The 20,189-nt window shown below is 43.0% G+C and carries 16 protein-coding genes and 3 tRNA genes; 2 read left to right on the forward strand and 17 right to left on the reverse strand.

The window, feature by feature from the left end; all coding sequences use genetic code 11:
• Positions 1 to 3 precede the first annotated feature (3 nt).
• Positions 4 to 2,562: a ribonuclease R gene (gene rnr / locus C9J46_RS19225; protein WP_107208008.1), complete on the reverse strand. Its 2,559-nt coding sequence runs from the start codon at positions 2,560 to 2,562 to the stop codon at positions 4 to 6.
• A 139-nt stretch (positions 2,563 to 2,701) separates the two neighbouring features.
• Entirely contained in the window at positions 2,702 to 3,136 is a 435-nt protein-coding gene (nsrR, locus tag C9J46_RS19230; protein WP_107260810.1) for a nitric oxide-sensing transcriptional repressor NsrR, read from the reverse strand.
• A gap of 104 nt (positions 3,137 to 3,240) precedes the next feature.
• On the opposite strand from nsrR, the gene hmpA reads away from it, so the two are divergent.
• The gene (hmpA, locus tag C9J46_RS19235; RefSeq protein ID WP_107208007.1) at positions 3,241 to 4,443 is read left to right on the forward strand and encodes an NO-inducible flavohemoprotein; all 1,203 of its coding nucleotides are present in this window, start codon (positions 3,241 to 3,243) and stop codon (positions 4,441 to 4,443) included.
• A gap of 76 nt (positions 4,444 to 4,519) precedes the next feature.
• On the opposite strand, the gene C9J46_RS19240 is transcribed toward hmpA, so the two are convergent.
• The 12 genes from C9J46_RS19240 to C9J46_RS19295 form a co-directional block, all read right to left on the reverse strand.
• Positions 4,520 to 5,149, reverse strand: a complete 630-nt coding sequence (locus tag C9J46_RS19240) for a tetratricopeptide repeat protein (RefSeq protein ID WP_107208006.1) — start codon at positions 5,147 to 5,149, stop codon at positions 4,520 to 4,522.
• A 182-nt stretch (positions 5,150 to 5,331) separates the two neighbouring features.
• Positions 5,332 to 6,648, reverse strand: a complete 1,317-nt coding sequence (locus C9J46_RS19245) for an adenylosuccinate synthase (protein WP_107208005.1) — start codon at positions 6,646 to 6,648, stop codon at positions 5,332 to 5,334.
• 121 nt (positions 6,649 to 6,769) lie between these two features.
• Positions 6,770 to 6,964, reverse strand: a complete 195-nt coding sequence (locus C9J46_RS19250; RefSeq protein ID WP_105061373.1) for a DUF2065 domain-containing protein — start codon at positions 6,962 to 6,964, stop codon at positions 6,770 to 6,772.
• 73 nt (positions 6,965 to 7,037) lie between these two features.
• Entirely contained in the window at positions 7,038 to 8,039 is a 1,002-nt protein-coding gene (gene hflC / locus C9J46_RS19255) for a protease modulator HflC (RefSeq protein WP_107208004.1), read from the reverse strand.
• Between the two features lie 2 nt (positions 8,040 to 8,041).
• Positions 8,042 to 9,208, reverse strand: a complete 1,167-nt coding sequence (gene hflK, locus C9J46_RS19260; RefSeq protein ID WP_107208003.1) for an FtsH protease activity modulator HflK — start codon at positions 9,206 to 9,208, stop codon at positions 8,042 to 8,044.
• A 54-nt stretch (positions 9,209 to 9,262) separates the two neighbouring features.
• Entirely contained in the window at positions 9,263 to 10,552 is a 1,290-nt protein-coding gene (gene hflX / locus C9J46_RS19265; protein ID WP_005372817.1) for a ribosome rescue GTPase HflX, read from the reverse strand.
• Between the two features lie 28 nt (positions 10,553 to 10,580).
• Entirely contained in the window at positions 10,581 to 10,847 is a 267-nt protein-coding gene (gene hfq, locus C9J46_RS19270) for an RNA chaperone Hfq (RefSeq protein WP_005372819.1), read from the reverse strand.
• Positions 10,848 to 10,933: 86 nt separating this feature from the next.
• Positions 10,934 to 11,869, reverse strand: coding sequence for a tRNA (adenosine(37)-N6)-dimethylallyltransferase MiaA (gene miaA / locus C9J46_RS19275; RefSeq protein ID WP_045129185.1), 936 nt, complete (start codon positions 11,867 to 11,869; stop codon positions 10,934 to 10,936).
• 2 nt (positions 11,870 to 11,871) lie between these two features.
• Positions 11,872 to 14,043 carry a DNA mismatch repair endonuclease MutL gene (gene mutL / locus C9J46_RS19280; RefSeq protein ID WP_107291388.1) on the reverse strand — a complete coding sequence of 724 codons (2,172 nt, stop codon included), beginning with the start codon at positions 14,041 to 14,043 and terminating at the stop codon, positions 11,872 to 11,874.
• A gap of 2 nt (positions 14,044 to 14,045) precedes the next feature.
• The gene (locus C9J46_RS19285; RefSeq protein WP_199187171.1) at positions 14,046 to 15,788 is read right to left on the reverse strand and encodes an N-acetylmuramoyl-L-alanine amidase; all 1,743 of its coding nucleotides are present in this window, start codon (positions 15,786 to 15,788) and stop codon (positions 14,046 to 14,048) included.
• Positions 15,789 to 15,793: 5 nt separating this feature from the next.
• On the reverse strand, positions 15,794 to 16,258 hold the full coding sequence (gene tsaE, locus C9J46_RS19290; RefSeq protein WP_107208000.1) for a tRNA (adenosine(37)-N6)-threonylcarbamoyltransferase complex ATPase subunit type 1 TsaE: 465 nt from the start codon (positions 16,256 to 16,258) through the stop codon (positions 15,794 to 15,796).
• Between the two features lie 4 nt (positions 16,259 to 16,262).
• On the reverse strand, positions 16,263 to 17,747 hold the full coding sequence (locus C9J46_RS19295; RefSeq protein ID WP_107291389.1) for an NAD(P)H-hydrate dehydratase: 1,485 nt from the start codon (positions 17,745 to 17,747) through the stop codon (positions 16,263 to 16,265).
• Positions 17,748 to 17,948: 201 nt separating this feature from the next.
• On the opposite strand from C9J46_RS19295, the gene queG reads away from it, so the two are divergent.
• Positions 17,949 to 19,082: a tRNA epoxyqueuosine(34) reductase QueG gene (gene queG, locus C9J46_RS19300; RefSeq protein ID WP_107207998.1), complete on the forward strand. Its 1,134-nt coding sequence runs from the start codon at positions 17,949 to 17,951 to the stop codon at positions 19,080 to 19,082.
• Positions 19,083 to 19,830: 748 nt separating this feature from the next.
• Here the strand turns inward: queG and C9J46_RS19305 are convergent.
• From C9J46_RS19305 to C9J46_RS19315, 3 genes are all read right to left on the reverse strand, one after another.
• Positions 19,831 to 19,906, reverse strand: a tRNA-Gly gene (locus C9J46_RS19305).
• Positions 19,907 to 19,958: 52 nt separating this feature from the next.
• Positions 19,959 to 20,034, reverse strand: a tRNA-Gly gene (locus tag C9J46_RS19310).
• Positions 20,035 to 20,086: 52 nt separating this feature from the next.
• Positions 20,087 to 20,162, reverse strand: a tRNA-Gly gene (locus C9J46_RS19315).
• Positions 20,163 to 20,189 lie beyond the last annotated feature (27 nt).

The following is a 20,189-nucleotide window of genomic DNA, read 5'->3' on the forward strand; positions in this document are numbered from 1 at the left end:
GGTTTAACTCTTCTTTGCTGCGCGTTCGGCTTTTCCCGCACGTTGCTTTTTCTTTTTGCGAGATTTCGGTTTCTTTTTTGTCTCAGCTTTCGGTTTTTCATCCGTTGGCTTACGGCGTTTCTTTGGCTTCGGTTTGTTCTTCTCGTCCGCCAGTGGAATTGCGCCTTCTTTTAGCTTTTTACGTACCGAAGAACGTTCGCGTTTTGATTCACTGCGCTCTTCTTGTTTTGCCACGCCATCTTCTGATTTGTACACTTTCAGGCTTTGACGACGTAGACCATCGGCTTTACGTAAACGCTGTTTTTTCTCATGACTCTTAGCCGTTTTACCTGCGCCACGTTGCTTGCGCTCAGCGCCAACAATATCAAAGTCAATCTGACGATCGTTTAAGTTAATCGATGCTACTTTCACTTTCACGGTATCGCCTAAACGGTATACCACACCTGAGCTATCACCTACCAAGCGTTGACCTACTGGATCAAACTGGTAGTAGTCATTCGCTAGGTTTGAAATATGAACTAAGCCATCAATGTTCAATTCGTTTAAGCGAACAAAGAAGCCAAAACCTGTCACATTGGCAATCACACCGTCGAACTCATCGCCTAAGTGATCTTGCATGTATTCACATTTAAGCCAATCAGAGACATCACGCGTTGCGTCATCAGCACGGCGCTCAGTCATTGAACATTGCTCACCTAATGCATCAATTTCATCAAATGAGTAATGGAAACCACCCGTTGGTGTTGTGTTACCACTGTTACCTGCTTGCTTCGCAACTAAGTATTTAATCGCGCGGTGCAGCGTTAAATCAGGGTAGCGACGAATTGGCGAGGTAAAGTGCGCATATTCAGTTAATGCCAAGCCAAAGTGTCCAATATTGTCACCTTGGTATACCGCCTGCTTCATTGAGCGTAGCAGCATGGTTTGGATCAACTCGCGATCTTTTCGAGTTTGAATCGCATTTGCCAGCTCTGCATAATCTTTTGGTGTAGGCTCTAAACCACCGCCAAGATGTAAGCTTAGTTCACCTAAGAAATCACGAAAGCCCTGTAGGCGCTCTTCACCTGGGGTATCGTGAACACGGTATAATGCTGGCTCTTTTGCACTTTCAACAAAACGTGCAGAGGCAATATTGGCTAAAATCATACATTCTTCGATGATCTTATGCGCTTCATTTCGCACAGCAGGCACAATACGGTCAATCTTACGATCTGCATTGAAAATGAACTGAGTTTCAACCGTTTCAAATTCAATCGCACCACGTTCTTCACGTGCTGCTTTCAGCACTTTGAACATGCTATAAAGCTCTTCTAAATGCGGAACAAGTGGTTCATAACGCTGACGAAGTTCTTCATCGCCTTCAAGCATTTTACTTACTTTGGTGTAAGTCAAACGAGCGTGAGAATTCATGACCGCTTCGTAGTGCTTGTAACCTGTTAACTCACCGGTGTCAGAAATGGTCATTTCACACACCATACACAAGCGATCAACTTGCGGGTTTAGTGAACATAAACCATTCGAGAGTACTTCCGGCAACATTGGGATCACTTGTGCAGGGAAGTAAACCGAGTTACCACGCTTAACGGCTTCGTTATCAAGTGCTGATTTATGACGGACGTAATAACTCACATCAGCAATCGCAACCCATAAACGCCAGCCACCTGATGTAGTACGCTCACAGTGAACCGCATCATCAAAGTCACGAGCATCTTCGCCATCAATGGTGACCAGTGGTAATTGACGTAAATCTACACGGCCTTTTTTCGCCTCTTCTGGCACTTCTTCTGTCAAATGTTGAATTTCTTTATCAACTTCTGATGGCCATACGTGCGGAATATCATGGGTGCGTAACGCAATATCAATTTCCATACCCGGCGCCATATTTTCGCCCAGTACTTCTACAATACGACCAACAGCATTGTGTTGACGCGTCGCTCGTTGGTTAATTTCGACAACCACAACATTCCCCATACGTGCGCCTTGGCGAACGTCTTGTGGGATAATGATATCTTGAGCAATGCGAGAATCGTCTGGCACCACATAGCCCATGCCATCCTCAAGGAAAAAACGGCCAACAATCTGAGCTGTGCTTTCTTTTAACACACGAACAACACGTGCTTCTTTACGACCACGCTTATCTTCACCGCCCGCTTGCGCCAAAATGTAATCACCGTGGATCACACCACGCATTTGGTGATGCGGTAATAACAAATCATTGTCTTTACCTAGCGAACCTTCAGGGCGTAAGAAACCAAAGCCGTCACGGTGACCCATAACGTAACCTTTGATCAAATCTAAACGTTCAGGCAACGCATAACATTGACGACGGGTGAAAATTAACTGGCCATCACGCTCCATCGCACGTAAACGACGGCGTAAGCCTTCATAGTGATCATCGCCTTCTAGCTTTAGCTCAGCAAATAACTGGTCACGACTCACCGGGGTACTAAAACCACGAATCACTTCAAGTAAGTGTTCACGGCTTGGGATCGGGTTTTCATAATTAGATGCTTCGCGATCGCGAAAAGGGTCGACCGGTAAATCGGTAGTACCTTTAGACATTATATTTTTCCTGTAGGCCAACCTATACCTAAGGTATATCTGGCTTTTAGGTGATCAGACGGGAGCAGCGCTATAAAGGCTGCTGCTCCACTAAATTTTGGGAGGAATATGCTAATTAAACGTATAACCAAATGATGTTTTATAACTTGTTAGGGTTGCTTAATAAATTCAGCAACGGCGCATTATCTTCAACTAAGGTTAACAAGGTATATTTATCTAGCTCAGCCAAAAATGCTTCTCTTGCATCAGCAAGCACACCTTTTAATCGACAAGCTGGCGTTATATGGCAAAAATCAGGGCTACAATTAACAATCTGTAACGGTTCTATTGCGCGTACGACATCGCCAACAATAATAGATTCAGCTGACTTACCTAAACGAATGCCACCATTTTTTCCACGCACCGTTTCGATATAGCCTAATTGACCTAATTTATTGATTATTTTAACCATATGGTTACGTGACACATTATATATTTCTGTCACTTTCGTAATACTTGTTAGCTCACCTTCTGGTAGCGACGCAAGATATATCAGAGCTCGTAAGCCGTAATCGGTAAAACTAGTTAACTGCACAATGGCTCCTCCTGTTGTTATTTTAATCTTCTTATTGACTAAAAGATACAGATCAGATACAACTTATAACATACATTATAAATACATGTTTATAGGAAGTGCTCATGCTTAGTCAAAAAACGATCGATATTGTTAAAACAACAGCTCCTGTCATTGCAGAAGCAGGCCCTATGGTTACCCAACATTTCTATCAACGTATGTTTAACCATAACCCTGAGTTAAAAGATGTTTTTAACATGAGCCACCAAAAAAATGGGGAAAATAACGAACCTTCTAGCCAACAAAAAGCGTTATTTAATGCCATTTGTGCTTATGCCAATAATATCGAAAATCTTGCTGTGCTTTTACCAGCAGTAGAAAAGATTGCTCACAAACATACCAGTTTTATGATCACCGCTGAGCAATACAATATTGTTGGCTCTCACCTTATCGCCACCATTGATGAATTATTAGCGCCAGGACAAGAGGTATTAGACGCTTGGGCTGAAGCTTATGGTTTACTGGCTAATATTTTCATCAATCGTGAAGAAGAAATCTATCAAGAAAATGCGAATAAAGTTGGTGGGTGGCGTGGCACTCGTGAGTTCGTAGTCACTAACAAGCAAAAAGACAGCGAATTTATCACGAGCTTTACCTTTAAACCTACAGATGGCGGTAAGGTCGCAAGCTATAAACCTGGGCAGTATCTGGGGATCTACCTTAATGCTGACGAATTAGAGAACCAAGAAATCCGTCAATATAGCTTATCTTCGGCACCACAAGATGATCAGTACCGTATTTCAGTAAAACGTGAATCTCACGGTAAAGTTTCAAACTACTTACATAACAATATCAATATTGGCGATAAAGTAATGCTTGCCGCCCCTGCTGGTGACTTCTTCTTAGATGTTGAAGCAAACACACCTGTCACATTACTTTCCGCAGGTGTGGGTTTAACGCCAACGCTTTCAATGCTTGAATCACTAACAGATCACCAAGCACCTGTTAACTGGCTACATGCCACAGAAAATGGCGCACATCATGCTTACAAAAAACAGGTAAAAGCACTCGCGCAGCAGCACAATCACATTCAAGATATCACTTGGTATAACGCACCACTTGATAGCGATCTTCCTGCCGAAGATTATGACTACCAAGGTTTGATGGATCTCAGCACGATAGCACCACAGCTAACAGATGAAAACATGCACTTTTACTTCTGTGGTCCTGTTGCCTTCATGCAATATATCGCTAAACAGCTATTAGCATTAGGTGTATCTGAAGATCGTATTCACTACGAATGTTTCGGCCCACACAAAGTCCTATAACTTAACGCAGCTAATACAACAAAGCACAGCGAAATGCTGTGCTTTTTTATCTGGTTACTGGATTATTTGGGACAGGTTACCATAAACTTGAACGTTGTTTTGCCCGAGCAATAATATTTTCAGGCATACGTAATTCTAATTTTCGACGTAACGTATTCAGTTGGTTATATAACGATTTATTCGCCGTCGTGGTTTGATACAGCCAGCGATAAGCATCTTCGTAATCAAGTGGACTACCATGATCTGACACTAATAGTTCAGCTAACTGAAGACGCGCTTTAATATTTCCTAGCGCCGCAGCTTCTCGTAAATACGGGATCGCACGCTCTTTATCTTGTTGCAATAACACTCCGTTCGCATAATAACGCCCTAATTGTTCAAGTGCTACCGGTGAGCCTTGCTGCGCAGCCGCTCGCATATAATACAAACCTTGCTCGACATCTTTGTCTACACACACGCCCCAAGCCAACATATCACCATATAAAAACTGATAAGAAGGTGACTCTACTCGCTCAGCGCGCGCTTTAATATCTTGGACAAGCTGGCAATCATCAGCTTTTATTTTTTTTAAATGCTGGTTCGTTTCAAAAAGCTGTATCAGTTCATCATCGCTATAAATGGGAACAGCATCTCCCACATTATCCAATGCGTAAGCGGCAGATATAAATAACTGGCTAGTCAATAATAAGATCGGAAGCTTTTTCATCATTAGATCTCAGGCTAGGGATAACTTTTTATCGACATCTAGCCTAAAGACTTTAGCTAACATTCTATCGTTAATTAATGATATCACTTCCAAAATATACGAATAAGGCAGTATTCATTTTAATTAGATATAAAAAAACCAGCCCGAAAGCTGGTTTTTAAATCAATTCGCATCAGCGATAATTATTCACCGTATGGGTGAACTTTGATAATTGTCTCGTTACGGTCAGGACCTGTAGAGATAATATCAATTGGAACGCCTGTTAGCTCTTCGATACGTGCAATGTAATCTAATGCTGCTTGTGGAAGCACGTCTAATGACTTAGCACCAAATGTAGTTTCACTCCAACCCGGCATTGTTTCATAAACAAGCTCTAGATCTTCGTACTCGTCAGCCGCCATTGGTGAAACTTCTAAGATTTCGCCCGTCTTCGTTTTGTATGCAGTACAGATTTTTAGCTCTTCTAAGCCATCTAGTACGTCTAATTTAGTTAGACAGAAGCCAGAGATAGAGTTAATTTGTACCGCACGACGCATAGCAACGGCATCGAACCAACCGGTACGACGTAGACGACCTGTTGTTGCACCAAACTCGTGGCCAACAGTACCTAAGTGCTTACCTACTGGATCTTGCTTGTCTAGACCATCATATAGCTCTGTAGGGAAAGGACCAGCACCAACACGTGTACAGTAAGCTTTCGCAATACCAAGAATGTAACCTAGGTGACGAGGACCAAAGCCAGAACCTGCAGCAACACCACCAGCAGTTGTGTTAGAAGAGGTTACATACGGATAAGTACCGTGATCGATATCAAGTAGCGTACCTTGCGCGCCTTCGAACATGATCTTGTCGCCACGTAGACGAGCATCATCAAGCTCTTTAGTTACGTCGATAACCATAGACGTTAGGATATCAGCTTGAGAAAGTACTTTTTCTAGCACTTCTTCGTAGTTTACAGGCTCTGCATTGTAGTAATGCTCAAGCTGGAAGTTATGGTAAGCCATCACTTCTTTAAGCTTTTCTGCAAATGCTTCTTTATTGAAAAGATCGCCAACGCGTAGACCGCGACGTGCAACTTTATCTTCGTAAGCAGGACCGATACCACGACCAGTCGTACCAATTGCTTTTTTACCACGAGCAGCTTCACGCGCTTGGTCAAGAGCAATGTGGTAAGGAAGAATTAACGGACAAGCTTCTGACAGGAATAAACGCTCACGAACAGGAATACCACGTGCTTCTAGTGGGCCCATTTCATTCATTAACGCATCAGGAGAAAGCACCACACCGTTACCGATGATGCATTTAACATTGTCACGTAGGATACCTGATGGGATCAGGTGAAGAACTGTTTTCTCACCGTCAATAACTAGGGTGTGACCTGCATTGTGACCGCCTTGGTAGCGAACCACATATTTTGCATCTTCGGTCAGTAGGTCAACGATTTTACCTTTACCTTCGTCACCCCATTGGGTGCCAAGAACGACTACATTATTTGCCATCTTTCTTCATCTATCAGTAGTTAAAAAGGGATTCTAGCACCTTAACATTCAGCTTGCAGTCATTTTTTAGCCGTGTAGACCGTTTCTGCAAGCGAATTGTCACCATTGTGTGCTATGTATTTTACATCTGCCTATACATCATATACGCAATAACCGCACCGGCAACAACCAGACAGCCGCCAATACGACGCAAATTATTATCATTTTGTTGGCTTAACTGGTTAACCATCTCTCGCCACCCGCGAGGCGCAAGTAATGGCCCTAAGCCTTCAACCACTAATACTAAGCCTAGTGCCATCCAAATTGAATGTGACATTTTTCTTTTCCCCATAAAAAAAGACAAGGCCGAGGCCTTGTCTTTACAATAACAGATGTCTGTTGTGATTGGTTTAGTTTGCTTTAAGTTCTGAATGATTCATGTACTTAAAGAATTCATTGTTAGGATCAACAACCAATACATCATTTTTAGAGTTGAAGCTCTTCTCGTAAGCTTTAAGCGAACGCCAGAAGCTGTAGAACTCTGGGTTTTGGCTATAAGCTTTTGAGTAAATCTCTGCCGCTTTTGCATCCGCGTCACCACGAATAACCTGTGCTTTACGTTTTGCTTCAGAAAGAACAGTCGCTACTTCAAGCTCAGAACGTGCACGTAACTCTTCAGCACGTTGACGACCTTGCGAACGGTAACTACGCGCTACTGATTCTCGCTCGGCACGCATACGACGGTAGATAGACTCACTGATTTCATCTGGTAGGTTAATTTTCTTAATTCGGAAATCAACCACTTCAATACCCAAATCTTTCGCACTTTCACGCGTTTCTTCAAGTACATCTGCCATGATTTTATCACGCTGGCCTTCAACTTCCTTCACCGGTACTACACCTTCAATTACCGCTAGAGCAGCTTTAGCCGCTTTAGTTTGTGCAATATCAGACGCTGTAGTTGGTGTTGAAATGCTGTCTTCTCCAGACACGATCTGCTTAATTTCTTTCGAACCGATTTCAGCACGTAGGCTATCGACTACTTTACGCTTTAATAGCGCTTCTGCAGTTGATGTATTACCACCACCTGTTGCTAAGTAGTACTTACCAAAATCTTTGATACGCCATTTCACATAGGTATCAATGATCACGTCTTTCTTCTCAGCTGTTAAGAAACGATCAGCCTGATCATCCATAGTTTGAATACGCGCATCTAAATCATGAACACGGTCAAACACTGGTACTTTAAAATGTAGGCCGGGCTGATAAATACGGGCAATTTCAGTATTGTTATCTTTTAAGATACGACCGAAACGCACCACGATACCACGCTCACCTTCTTTTACGACAAACACTGACATCAATAATAGAGCAATAAAAATCACTACTACTGGGATCATTAACTTACGCATAATTAATATCTCCCTTGACGGCCAGTATCAGCACGAGAAGCAGGTGCAACTGGAGTTGGAGTTTCTACTTTTTCTAATTCAATACCGCTTAAACGATCTGAATTATCGGTTTTCTTATCAGCTTGATTTGACTGAGACATCAGCTTATCAAGTGGTAAGTACATCATATTATTACTGCCACCTGATTTCGTATCAATTAACACTTTGCTGGTGTTACTGTACACCTTCTCCATGGTATCTAGATACAAACGCTCACGTGTCACTTCTTTCGCTGCTAGGTATTGTGGCAACAATTTATCAAACTGTGCTACATCACCCAATGCGCCATTAACAACACGCTCAGAGTAACCTTCAGCTTCGTTCTTCAGACGCTCAGCACGACCCGTTGCTTTAGGCAAAATATCATTACTGTAAGCTTCTGCTTCACGAACGTAACGCTCTTCATCTTCTCGCGCTGCGATAGCATCATCAAATGCATCTTTCACCGCTTCAGGTGGACGAGCTGATTGGAAGTTCACATCAACAACACGGATACCCATGTCGTATTTTGCAATAATTTTATCAATTGCTGCTTGAGTATTCGCACGAATAGTCTGACGACCTGTCGTCAATGCCTGATCCATCGTTGAATCACCAATCACGGCACGAAGTGCAGAATCGGTTGCCTGACGCAAACTGTCATCAGCATTCGTTACGCTAAATAGGTACTTCTCAGCGTTATCAACACGGTACTGAACATCCATTTCAACTTTCAGAACGTTTTCATCTTTCGTTAACATCAAGCCAGATGCACGAAGAGAACGAATTGCTTGAATGTTGACTGGGATAACTTCATCAATAAACGTTGGTTTCCAGTTCAGACCGGGTTTTACAACTTGATCAAACTTACCAAAACGTAGCACAACACCTTGCTCTGCTTCGCCAATGGTGTAAAAACCAGAAAAACCCCAAACCGCCGCAGCTAATACGGCAACAGCCCCCAAGCCAACAGCGCTCCCGCTGCCACTCGGCCCTTTTTTATTTCCAAACACACCGCCAACTTTACGACTTAGTTTTGAAAAAACCTCATCGAGATCTGGTGGTCCTTGTTCACGTCCACCGCGATTATTATTACCCCAAGGGTCTTTATCATCACGGCCGCCGTTGTTTCCAGGCTCATTCCACGCCATTATAGAACTCCATCAATATGATATGACGACAGTTTTTATCACTCTAGTAATCCATTAAGCAACGATAAAGTCATCTAACGAAGTACTTTCTCTTTTTTGTAATCGAGACCATTCCGCCAAAGGCAAACGAATATCAATCATCAAATAACCGTCTGATTCGTATTCTTCTTGTAAAATACATCCCAGCTGATAAAACTTGCTACGGATACGCCCAATCATTTCAGGGGGTACACGTAAGGTATGCGCTACCATCGTACCGGAGAGGCGTTCAGTTAGTGCTTGGAATAACAAGTCAATGCCTTGCCCTTCCATCGCTGAAACCCAAACGCGACGAGGAACTCCCTCTTCATCTCGTTCAATACGAGGTTCTGCATGCTCTAAATTATCAATTTTATTCATGATAATTAAAGTAGGCACCTCACCCGCATCAATTTCTTCTAGTACTGTTTCAACAGCTTCAATGTTTTCACGGAAGCGATCATCACTTGCATCAACCACATGAAGTAAAAGATCAGCCTCTTGTGTTTCTTTAAGGGTAGCTTTAAATGCTGCCACTAGATCGTGGGGAAGATGTCGAATAAATCCAACGGTATCAGCTAAAATCGCTGTACCTACATCAGCCACTGCTATTTTACGTAGTGTAGGATCTAGAGTTGCAAACAGTTGATCGGCGGCGTAAACCCCCGCATCGGTGATCCGATTAAAGAGTGTGGATTTACCAGCATTGGTATATCCCACTAATGAGATCGTTGGAATTTCTGCACGATTACGCGCACGTCTTCCTTGATCACGCTGTTTAGCCACTTTATCTAAACGACGTAGAATTGTTTTAATTCGATCGCGCAATAAACGTCTATCTGTTTCAAGCTGCGTTTCACCAGGTCCACGCAGACCTATCCCCCCTTTCTGTCGCTCAAGGTGAGTCCAACCACGAATCAATCGGGTTGATATATGACGTAACTGTGCAAGCTCGACTTGCAACTTACCTTCATGGGTACGTGCGCGTTGAGCAAATATATCTAAGATCAAACCTGTTCTGTCGAGTACACGACACTGACAAATTTGCTCCAAGTTACGCTCTTGAGCGGGAGACAAGGAGTGGTTAAAGATAACGATATCAGCTTCCGCTGTTCTTACCGCGTCGGCAATTTCTTGTGCCTTACCTTCTCCAACGTAATATTTAGGGTGCGGAGTCTTACGGCTGCCAGTGACAACATGCAGTGTATTGACGCCCGCTGAGGAGACCAGCATTTCAAATTCGCTAAGATCTTCCCATTCCCCATCTTGCGTGAAGTTAATATGAACAAGAATCGCCTGTTCACCGGCTTCATAACGGTCAAACAAGCCATTAACTCCTTAATGGAAGAATAAATTATTCTTCAGTTTTTTCTGGACGTTCAGTACCTGCTGGACGATCACCTGCATGGTGATGGTTCACTGGACGAGCAGGAACTACCGTTGAAATAGCATGCTTATATACCATTTGGTTTACAGTGTTTTTTAATAGGATCACAAATTGGTCAAAAGACTCAATTTGTCCCTGTAGTTTGATACCGTTTACCAAGTAAATTGAGACCGGAATTCGTTCACGACGCAGCGCATTTAAAAACGGGTCTTGCAGAGATTGCCCCTTAGCCATTATTTCTTTTCCTTATTTGTTTGTAGTTGTATTAGCAACGAACAAAAACTAAAAATACGCAAAGCAGTTCAGAGTATACACGTTAATCAAACATCACATCTAACTGAGTTTGTGACTGTTTGTAACGCGGAATCCACATCACTACTATCCAACCAGGTCAAATCTTTCCAACCGCGAAGCCAGGTAATTTGACGCTTTGCTAATTGACGGGTAGCACAGATACCACGGAAAACCGCTTCATCTAAGTCATAATTCCCGTCCAAATATTCCCACATCTGACGATAACCAACGCAACGAATAGAAGGAAGCTCAAGGTGAAGATCACCACGCTCGTGCAACGCACGTACTTCCTGCTCAAAACCTGCCTCGATCATTTTATTGAACCTAAGCTCAATTCGCTGATGCAGTACAGCCCTATCCATGGGAGTGATTGCAAATTGATGAACCTTGTAAGGTAAAGATTCACCTTGAGTTTTTGTTAACTCAGTTAAAGTTTTACCCGAAATTCGGAAAACTTCCAATGCACGAGATAATCGCTGTGGATCATTGGGATGAATTCTTGCTCCGGCAACGGGATCAATCCTTACTAATTCATCATGCAATGCTTGCCATCCATGCTCAGCAGCATCTCGTTCAATCCCTGCGCGAACCTCAAGATCTGCAGCAGGTAAAGGCGATAAACCTTCCAATAAAGCCTTGTAGTACAACATAGTACCACCAACTAATAAAGGAATTCGCCCTGCTGCAACTATATCAGCCATTTCTTTCAGTGCATCAGCACGAAAGTCTGCAGCCGAATAACTTTGCGCTGGATCACGAATATCGATCAAACGATGCGGTGCTAATGCAAGTTCATGCGCATCTGGCTTTGCTGTACCGATATCCATTCCCTTATAAATAAGGGCAGAATCAACACTAATCAACTCAACAGGCAGTTGCTCTCGTAATCGAATGGCAAGATCGGTTTTACCCGAAGCTGTTGGTCCCATTAAAAAAATGGCTTGAGGTTGTGGCTTAGTTATCATTATTTAAAGGCTTCTATTGCTGCTTGCATATCTACCGGTCGAAGTAATTGGCTTTCATGACCTGCCAAATTCTCTCCCCATAGCTGCTCTAATTCAGAGACTAGCTGAATGGCTTGCGACAAACTATAACTTGCCACTGTACCAACACATTGTTCAGCTAACCAATATAATAATTTATCCCACCCTTGTGCTTCTGGATCATCACAAGCTGTAAGTAGGTAGGTTAACAAATTCGGGAGCAACTGTTGTAAGTTTTGTTGTCTTAATGGCATACATACTGACATGATTATTATGCCATTTCTCCCTTTCGCTTTCAGTTGAATCCCTAATTGTTTAAGTAGCATCGCATGTTGTTCAGCACAGGCAATTAAATCGCTCTCTACAGGTACCGATAGTGGGATCAAAAGCGGTTGAGGTTTTAATCCTTCCGTTTGCGCTAAACGCAATTGTCCAACATAGCGTAGTAACTCTGCATGATCTAAATTCAGTAAGGCAATATTGGTCTCTTGCTGCATTAGTAAGTAACGCTCAGCTACCAAACATAAGGCTTTACCAAGCCCCATAGCTTTGCCCGCTATCGCATGTTGTTTAACAACCGCCGTTGAAGGCATTGCTTGCCACTCTCTACGCGGCTCGGCAATACGCTCTATGGGTTGTTCGGCTAAAACATGTTTTGTCGGCGATTCCGTTTGTAACAGCTTTTGGTATGCTTTGATCTCAGCCGCCGTAGGCCCTTCCAGTTTAGGAGAACGTGAGGCGCCAGATGAAGCATCAGAAGTTCTCGTGGTATTTATTGTTTGATCACTGCCTTGTCGCTCACAAGGGCTGCGATCATACTGATGCTGATCTCTATTATTTGTGCTTGGTGAAGCCGAATAAGAAGATGGTTTACTATGTTCAGACGCTTCACTTACCTCATATTCAGCTGATACTGCTAAGCCACGCATATCACTATCAATGGGTGCTCTTGCTGAATGTGACGGTGTCGATGCAGACTTATTCCATTCCGATGACGGTGATTTATGAGGATACTCTGGCGTCGCATCTATCGCTTGAGCGACCCTCTGCGTCACAGAGTTTGTTGGTTCAATCACGACACCATCTTCATCGACTTCGATACTATGAGCGCTCGCTCGTGTCGGTGATTGATACTGATGCTGCTCTTCTTCTAATGCCCCTTGCTGCAATGCACTTTGTAAGGCTTGGTAGATAAAATCATGTACCAACCGTGCTTGATGAAAACGCACTTCATGTTTTGCTGGGTGAACATTCACATCAACTTGGTGAGGATCAACATCAATATACAGTACGTAAGCTGCATACTGATCGGATCGTAAACTCGACTCATAAGCTTGACGGATCGCATGATTGATCAGCTTATCTTTCATCATCCGCCCATTAACATAACAATACTGAATATCATTTTGTGCACGAGCGCCTTGAGAGCTACATACCCAACCGGATAATTTCAAGTCTCCGTGCGCTAATTCAACCACCAGTGCATGTTGCAAAAAGCCTGAACCACATGCCGTTGCTAATCGACGCTCTTTTTGAATCGGCGTTTGTGCCGCTCGGTATTGTCGAATGATCTTACCGTTATGACGCAAAGTAATAGCAACATCGAAGCGGCTTAACGCAATACGTTTGATCAACTCATCAATATGATTAAATTCTGTTTTTTCTGTCCGTAAGAACTTACGACGCGCAGGTGTATTAAAGAAAAGATCAAGCACTTCTAGCGTTGTACCTACCGGATGGGCTGCAGGTTTTAACTGGACGTCCATATCTCGCCCTTCAGCATACGCTGACCACGCTTCTTCTTGCGCTTGGGTGCGGGAGGTTAACGTTAAACGAGAGACGGAACTGATACTGGCAAGCGCTTCACCACGAAAGCCAAGACTGACTATCGCTTCAAGATCATCCAGAGTAGTAATTTTAGAAGTCGCATGACGGCTAAGGGCGAGCGCAAGCTCATCTTTAGGGATCCCTTTTCCATTATCACGAATACGAATGAGCCGGCTGCCACCTTTTTCGATATCAATATCGATTCGAGTAGCACCGGCATCAAGACTATTTTCAACAAGCTCTTTGACTACAGAAGCTGGGCGTTCAACAACTTCACCCGCTGCAATCTGGTTAGCCAGCCGAGCGGGTAAAATCTGAATCGGCATAATTAACTTCTTGGTATGATTAGCGTCTGTCCTACAGCTAGTTTATCAGAACGTAGCTTATTCGTAGCACGAATACTTGCAACTGACACACCATATTTATCAGCAATCTTACTCAAAAACTCGCCACGCTTTACTTTATGTTGAACATATTTCGGCGCAGGAACGGCAATTTTTAATTTTTGCCCAAGCATCACATTGTCTGATTTTAGGTGATTAAGTTGACGGATGCTGCTCATGGTAACACCATATTTTGCTGCAATCTTACCTAAATATTCACCACGAACGACTTTATGTACAATCACCTTGGTTGAGGCAACAGGTTTCACTGTAGCACTGCTCGATGTCGTACTCACCGTTTTCGTTGGCGTCGAAACCGACGCTGTCTTAATGTTGCCAGGAATAATCAACACTTGACCGATGTTCACTGAGGTTGATTTCAGATTATTCGAAGCTTTGATTGATGCCATCGACACGCCATACTTCTGGGCAATACCGCTTAATGACTGACCCGATGTCACTTTATGCTTACTTCCACGTCCTTTCAAACGAGAAGCAAATAAAGTACCTTCAGGTGGATTTGCTTCAAAATACTCCAACACCCCTTTATAAACCGCATTCGCTAATTGGTTTTGGTGTGATGTCGTATTAAGTAATTTCTCTTCTGTCGGATTGGTAATAAAACCCGTTTCAACCAATAGCGATGGAATATCAGGTGATTTCAATACCGCTAAACTTGCGTATTGCGGAACCGTTTTATGCAAACGTGCCACTTTACGTAACTCATGTAATACACGAGTAGCAACATCGTAGCCTTCTTTTTGCGAGTAACTAAATTGAAGGTCTAATACCGCTCGGCCAAGATATTTATCATTGGTATTACTTGATAAAACATCGCCACCACCTAATAACTCAGATTGCTTCTCACTTTGCTCCAACCAACGACCTATTTCAGTATTCGCACGGCGTGTGTTTAGCACCCATACAGAAGCACCACGAGGTTGCGGTTTTGTAAAGCCATCAGCATGGATAGAAACTAAAAGAAGGGCTTTATTCTTACGTGCAATTTCTGAACGCTTACCCAATGGAACAAAGTAGTCACCACGGCGAGTTAGTACTGCACGCATACCCGTTGTTGCATTGATCTTAGCTGCCAGTTTTTTCGCAACCGCTAGTGTGACATTTTTTTCATATTTACGCGTTGGACCAATAGATCCAGGATCATCACCACCGTGACCTGCATCCACCGCTACCACAATATCAGCGGTACCAGATGGCATTTTCGCTAAGTTATTTGCCGTCGCTTTTTCTTCTGCTTGCTCTTCTTTAGCACCCACTGTTTTAGACGTTCCATTCGGCAAGTCTAAAACTAAACGGTAACCATAACTGCCCGTTGGTGATAAAGAGAATATTGTTGGCGTTACACCACGCTTAACTTCAAACACCAGTCGCGTTGTACCTTTTGCAGGCGCTGTACTGGTGCGAACTTTGGTTAAAATATCACTTTTCTGAACCGCAATAGGAAGTTTAGTTTTGATCTTAGTATCTTTAAGATCAACCACTAAACGAGAAGGTCCTGCTAATGAAAAGTGAGAATAGTCTGCTTTACTTTGCAGATCTAATACTACGCGAGTTTCATCTGGCGCAGGCCAAATTCTCACCCCTTTGAGTTCATTTGCCCAAGAGGCAGCAGAACTCACTAATCCTGCTCCTACTATCAGGAACTTTAAATACGTCCGTAACGCCATCCTAATTAACTCAACTCCAAATGATTGATCAATGCTGCACCATATTCCGTATTGGCGCGGATCAATACTTTTCTCTGCTCACCGTGATAACACATTTCTAATTCAAGATCGGGTTGAGGTAATAACCCATCACCTTTCTCTGGCCATTCCACTAAGCAAATAGCATCCTGGGTGAAATAATCACGAATTCCCATAAATTCTAATTCTTCAGGATCTGCAAGGCGATAGAGATCAAAATGATACACTTGCCAAGGAGCAAGATCATAAGGTTCAACTAGGGTATATGTCGGACTCTTAACATTCCCTTGATGGCCTAGCGCACGAATAAAACCACGACTAAACGTTGTTTTTCCGGCTCCCAAATCGCCGTGAAGATAAATCGTTGTTTGTTGCGTACAGGCTTTAGCTAATTTAAGGCCTAAATCTACTGTTGCCTGCTCATCAGCAAGAAAGGTTTCAAATGTTTGCATGTTTTTATCTTGGATTGACTAATTGACGAATAAACGGAAAGAGATCTGATGCCAGCATACCACGCTCTCCGCTTTGCGCACACAAATCTGCGGCTCGGCTATGGATCCAGACTCCCGCATAGGCCGCTTCAACTAACGCTAAACCTTGGCCGAGTAAAGCACCAATGATACCTGATAATACGTCCCCCATCCCTCCCGTTGCCATTCCAGGATTGCCGCAAGTACAAATCCATAATGTCTTACCATCATAAATTAAACTGCCAGCCCCTTTTAAAACAACAACACCGCCATAATTTTGCTGTAAGCGCTGAATCGCGACAAACCGATCGGCTTCAATCTCATTAATAGAGACATCCAATAATCGCGCCGCTTCGCCGGGATGTGGTGTAATGATTCGATTATCTCGGTAGTCAGGGGCTTTTGCCAGTAAATTAAGGCCATCAGCATCAACGACACAAGGTTTATCAATATGATGACACTGCGCAAAGAGAGATTGTCCCCAATCACTGGTTCCAAGCCCAGGCCCTAATACAACCACATCTGACCAAGCAAGCTTATCAACAAGTATGTTTGAAGACTCTTGCCAACCAATGGCCATTATCTCAGGTCTCATCATCACAATTGACAGTGCATTGTCAGGTCGTGTTATCACCGACGTTAAGCCAGCACCTGCACGGCTACAAGCTTCTGACGATAATCGAATAGCTCCCGCCATTCCAAGATCACCACCAATACAAAGCACGCGTCCAAAACACCCTTTATGAGCAACACGTGAGCGCGGAAAAAGTAATGACTGTACCTGCGATTCTGTAATGTGTAATGCTGATGGTTTCATGACTTGCGAGAATTGCAGATCAAATCCTAAGTCTGAAAAGTAACGTTCCCCACAATATTGTGCTGCTTGCCCTGTTGTCAGCCCTTGTTTAAAACCAATAAAAGAGAGCGTTTGTGAGGCCTTAATAACAGCACCAAAAGTTGCACCAGTATTTGCACATAATCCTGAAGGCACATCCACTGCAATCACAGGCGTCTTTTGATCATTGATCCAACGAATGCGTTCAGCGATTTCTGAGCGAACTTCACCTTTAACCCCAATCCCTAATAACGCATCGATAATTAACTCATAACTTGTGGTTGGCGTATCAGTGATCGTTTTACCATTACATTGCAACCAGTGAGAACGAGCACATCGAGCGTCAGCAGGTAAATGTTCAACATTGGGTGATTCCCACACAGTAACATCAATACCCTGATCATGTGCTAAACGAGCCACTACATAGCCATCACCACCATTATTACCTTTACCGCAGCACACTAATAATTTATTACATTGAGGATACCGCTGCCTCATAAGATCAAACGTTGCCTCTCCAGCACGTTCCATTAAGTGATAAAGCGTGACACTATTTTGTTGCTCTGTGAGTAATTGCTCACCTTGCCTGATTTGCTCTGAGGTATAGAGAAATAAGGGGATGTCATGAGTGATCATAGGTAAAGTGCCCTCAATAAACGTGTAACAACTATAACTAATCAAAATACACAGTGTTAATTTTATACATCTATAATCGCAACGTCAGAGGTCATTATCGCAGTCTATTCTTAGCAATCCACATTCTCACCGCTATGATCAAAACAAGAATATGCTAGAATGCGCCCCCTTTCATTTAGCGCAATATAAAAGAGTTCGGTTATGACTATCGATTACCATCAACTTGCTGAGCAGATCAAAACTTGGGGACAAGAGCTGGGCTTTCAACAAGTGGGTATCACTGATATTGATTTGTCACAACACGAAGCTGAATTGCAACGTTGGCTTGATGCTGGCTATCACGGTGATATGGACTGGATGGCACGTCATGGCATGATGCGTGCGCGCCCTGCTGAACTACTACCCGGCACTATCCGTGTGATCAGCGTAAGAATGAATTACCTTCCGCCTCACGCCGAGTTTGCCCAAACACTTAAGCAACCTCAAAAAGCGTTTATTAGTCGCTATTCACTCGGTCGTGATTACCACAAGCTGATCCGTAATCGACTGAAACAATTAGGGCAACGTATTGAGCAAGCCGTCGGGCAGTTTGGCTGCCGACCTTTTGTTGACTCAGCGCCTATTCTAGAACGCCCTTTGGCACAAAAAGCAGGGCTTGGTTGGACAGGCAAACATTCACTTATCTTAAATGAGCAAGCAGGCTCTTGGTTCTTTTTAGGTGAACTATTAGTTGATATTCCACTGCCAATTGATAAACCAAGCAGTGAGCAATGTGGGAAATGTGTCGCTTGTATAACGAGCTGTCCAACAGGTGCTATTGTTGAAGAAGGAATCGTAGATGCGCGTCGTTGTATCTCATACTTAACGATTGAATTTGATGGTGTGATCCCAGAGCAATACCGCAGTGCTATCGGTAACCGTATCTATGGTTGCGATGACTGCCAATTAGTCTGCCCCATAAACAGACATGGACAATTAACAGAAGAGCACGATTACCACTGTCGTGACAGCTTATACCAACAAGACTTGCTAACTCTTTATGCTTGGGATGAAACGACATTCTTAAAAAATACCGAAGGCTCAGCTATTCGCCGGATAGGCCATATTCAATGGCTCAGAAATATCACAATTGCTCTGGGTAATGCTTCTTATCAAATAGAAATTGTTGAAGCACTTCAGCAGCGTCAAGGGATCTCTGAATTACTTGATACACATATCGATTGGGCGCTATCGCAACAACAACAAAGAAAAGATCAACTCGCTCTCGAAATTTTACCTACTAAAACAAAACGTTTAGTACGGATTATTGAGAAAGGCTTACCTCGAGATGCATAAGTCACTCGGGGGATATGTGGAAAACTTTTTAAAGTTAGGTTTTTTCTTGGGGATAGGTAAAGATTAAACACAGGAGGTGGATAACATAATCAAGATAGTTATCCCGAGGAGGAACATGACATAAAATCTGTTGAAAAGCAGGTATAAAAATCAATATTTACATTATAAAACATAAAGTTAAATGAAATAAAAACACCTGTGGATAACGGTAATTAAACACTATTCAAATTAAAATTCAAAGTTACTCACATAGCATCAGCACATCTAATCAACCAACTTACCCACAGTACATGTAGTGTGGATAACTCTGTTAATTTCATTGTGATCTAACGGTGAAATACTATTATAAAAATAATGTGTTAGCACTATCTGCAATGTTATTCGCTCAGATGGCACAGCTTTATGCACTACTGTTGCAATAGATAAACATTACTAAGAAAAGAGCGTACGCGTTAGTTATATCGCGCCAATACAGCAGTATTGATGTTACAACATGAATACCCTGTATTGCTGAGACAGCAAAAACAACCCTTAAAGGTTGCTTTATACAAAGTGAGTTCTGTTGTCGAAGCCGATCGCTTCTAAGTGGGCTTCGTAGCTAAGCTAGAAACACTTGAAGCAGCACACTGATGATATCGGTAATCGAATACCTCAGGAATACTACATTAGGACTATTACTTCACAGCAATAGTTCATCGATAAGTTCGATGATAACTCTGTTTATCTACAATGAAATAAACAATCAAATTGGAGCGACACACGAGGTTCGAACTCGTGACCTCAACCTTGGCAAGGTTGCGCTCTACCAGCTGAGCTAGTGTCGCATAGCTAGGTCTTTCACCTAACGTTCATCGCTTTCGCCATGAACTATCAAATTGGAGCGACACACGAGGTTCGAACTCGTGACCTCAACCTTGGCAAGGTTGCGCTCTACCAGCTGAGCTAGTGTCGCATAGCTAGGTCTTTCACCTAACGTTCATCGCTTTCGCCATGAACTATCAAATTGGAGCGACACACGAGGTTCGAACTCGTGACCTCAACCTTGGCAAGGTTGCGCTCTACCAGCTGAGCTAGTGTCGCATAGCTAGGTCTTTCACCTAACGTTCA

It is taken from the genome of Photobacterium sp. GB-36 (assembly GCF_003026135.1).
Classification (GTDB): Bacteria; Pseudomonadota; Gammaproteobacteria; order Enterobacterales; family Vibrionaceae; genus Photobacterium.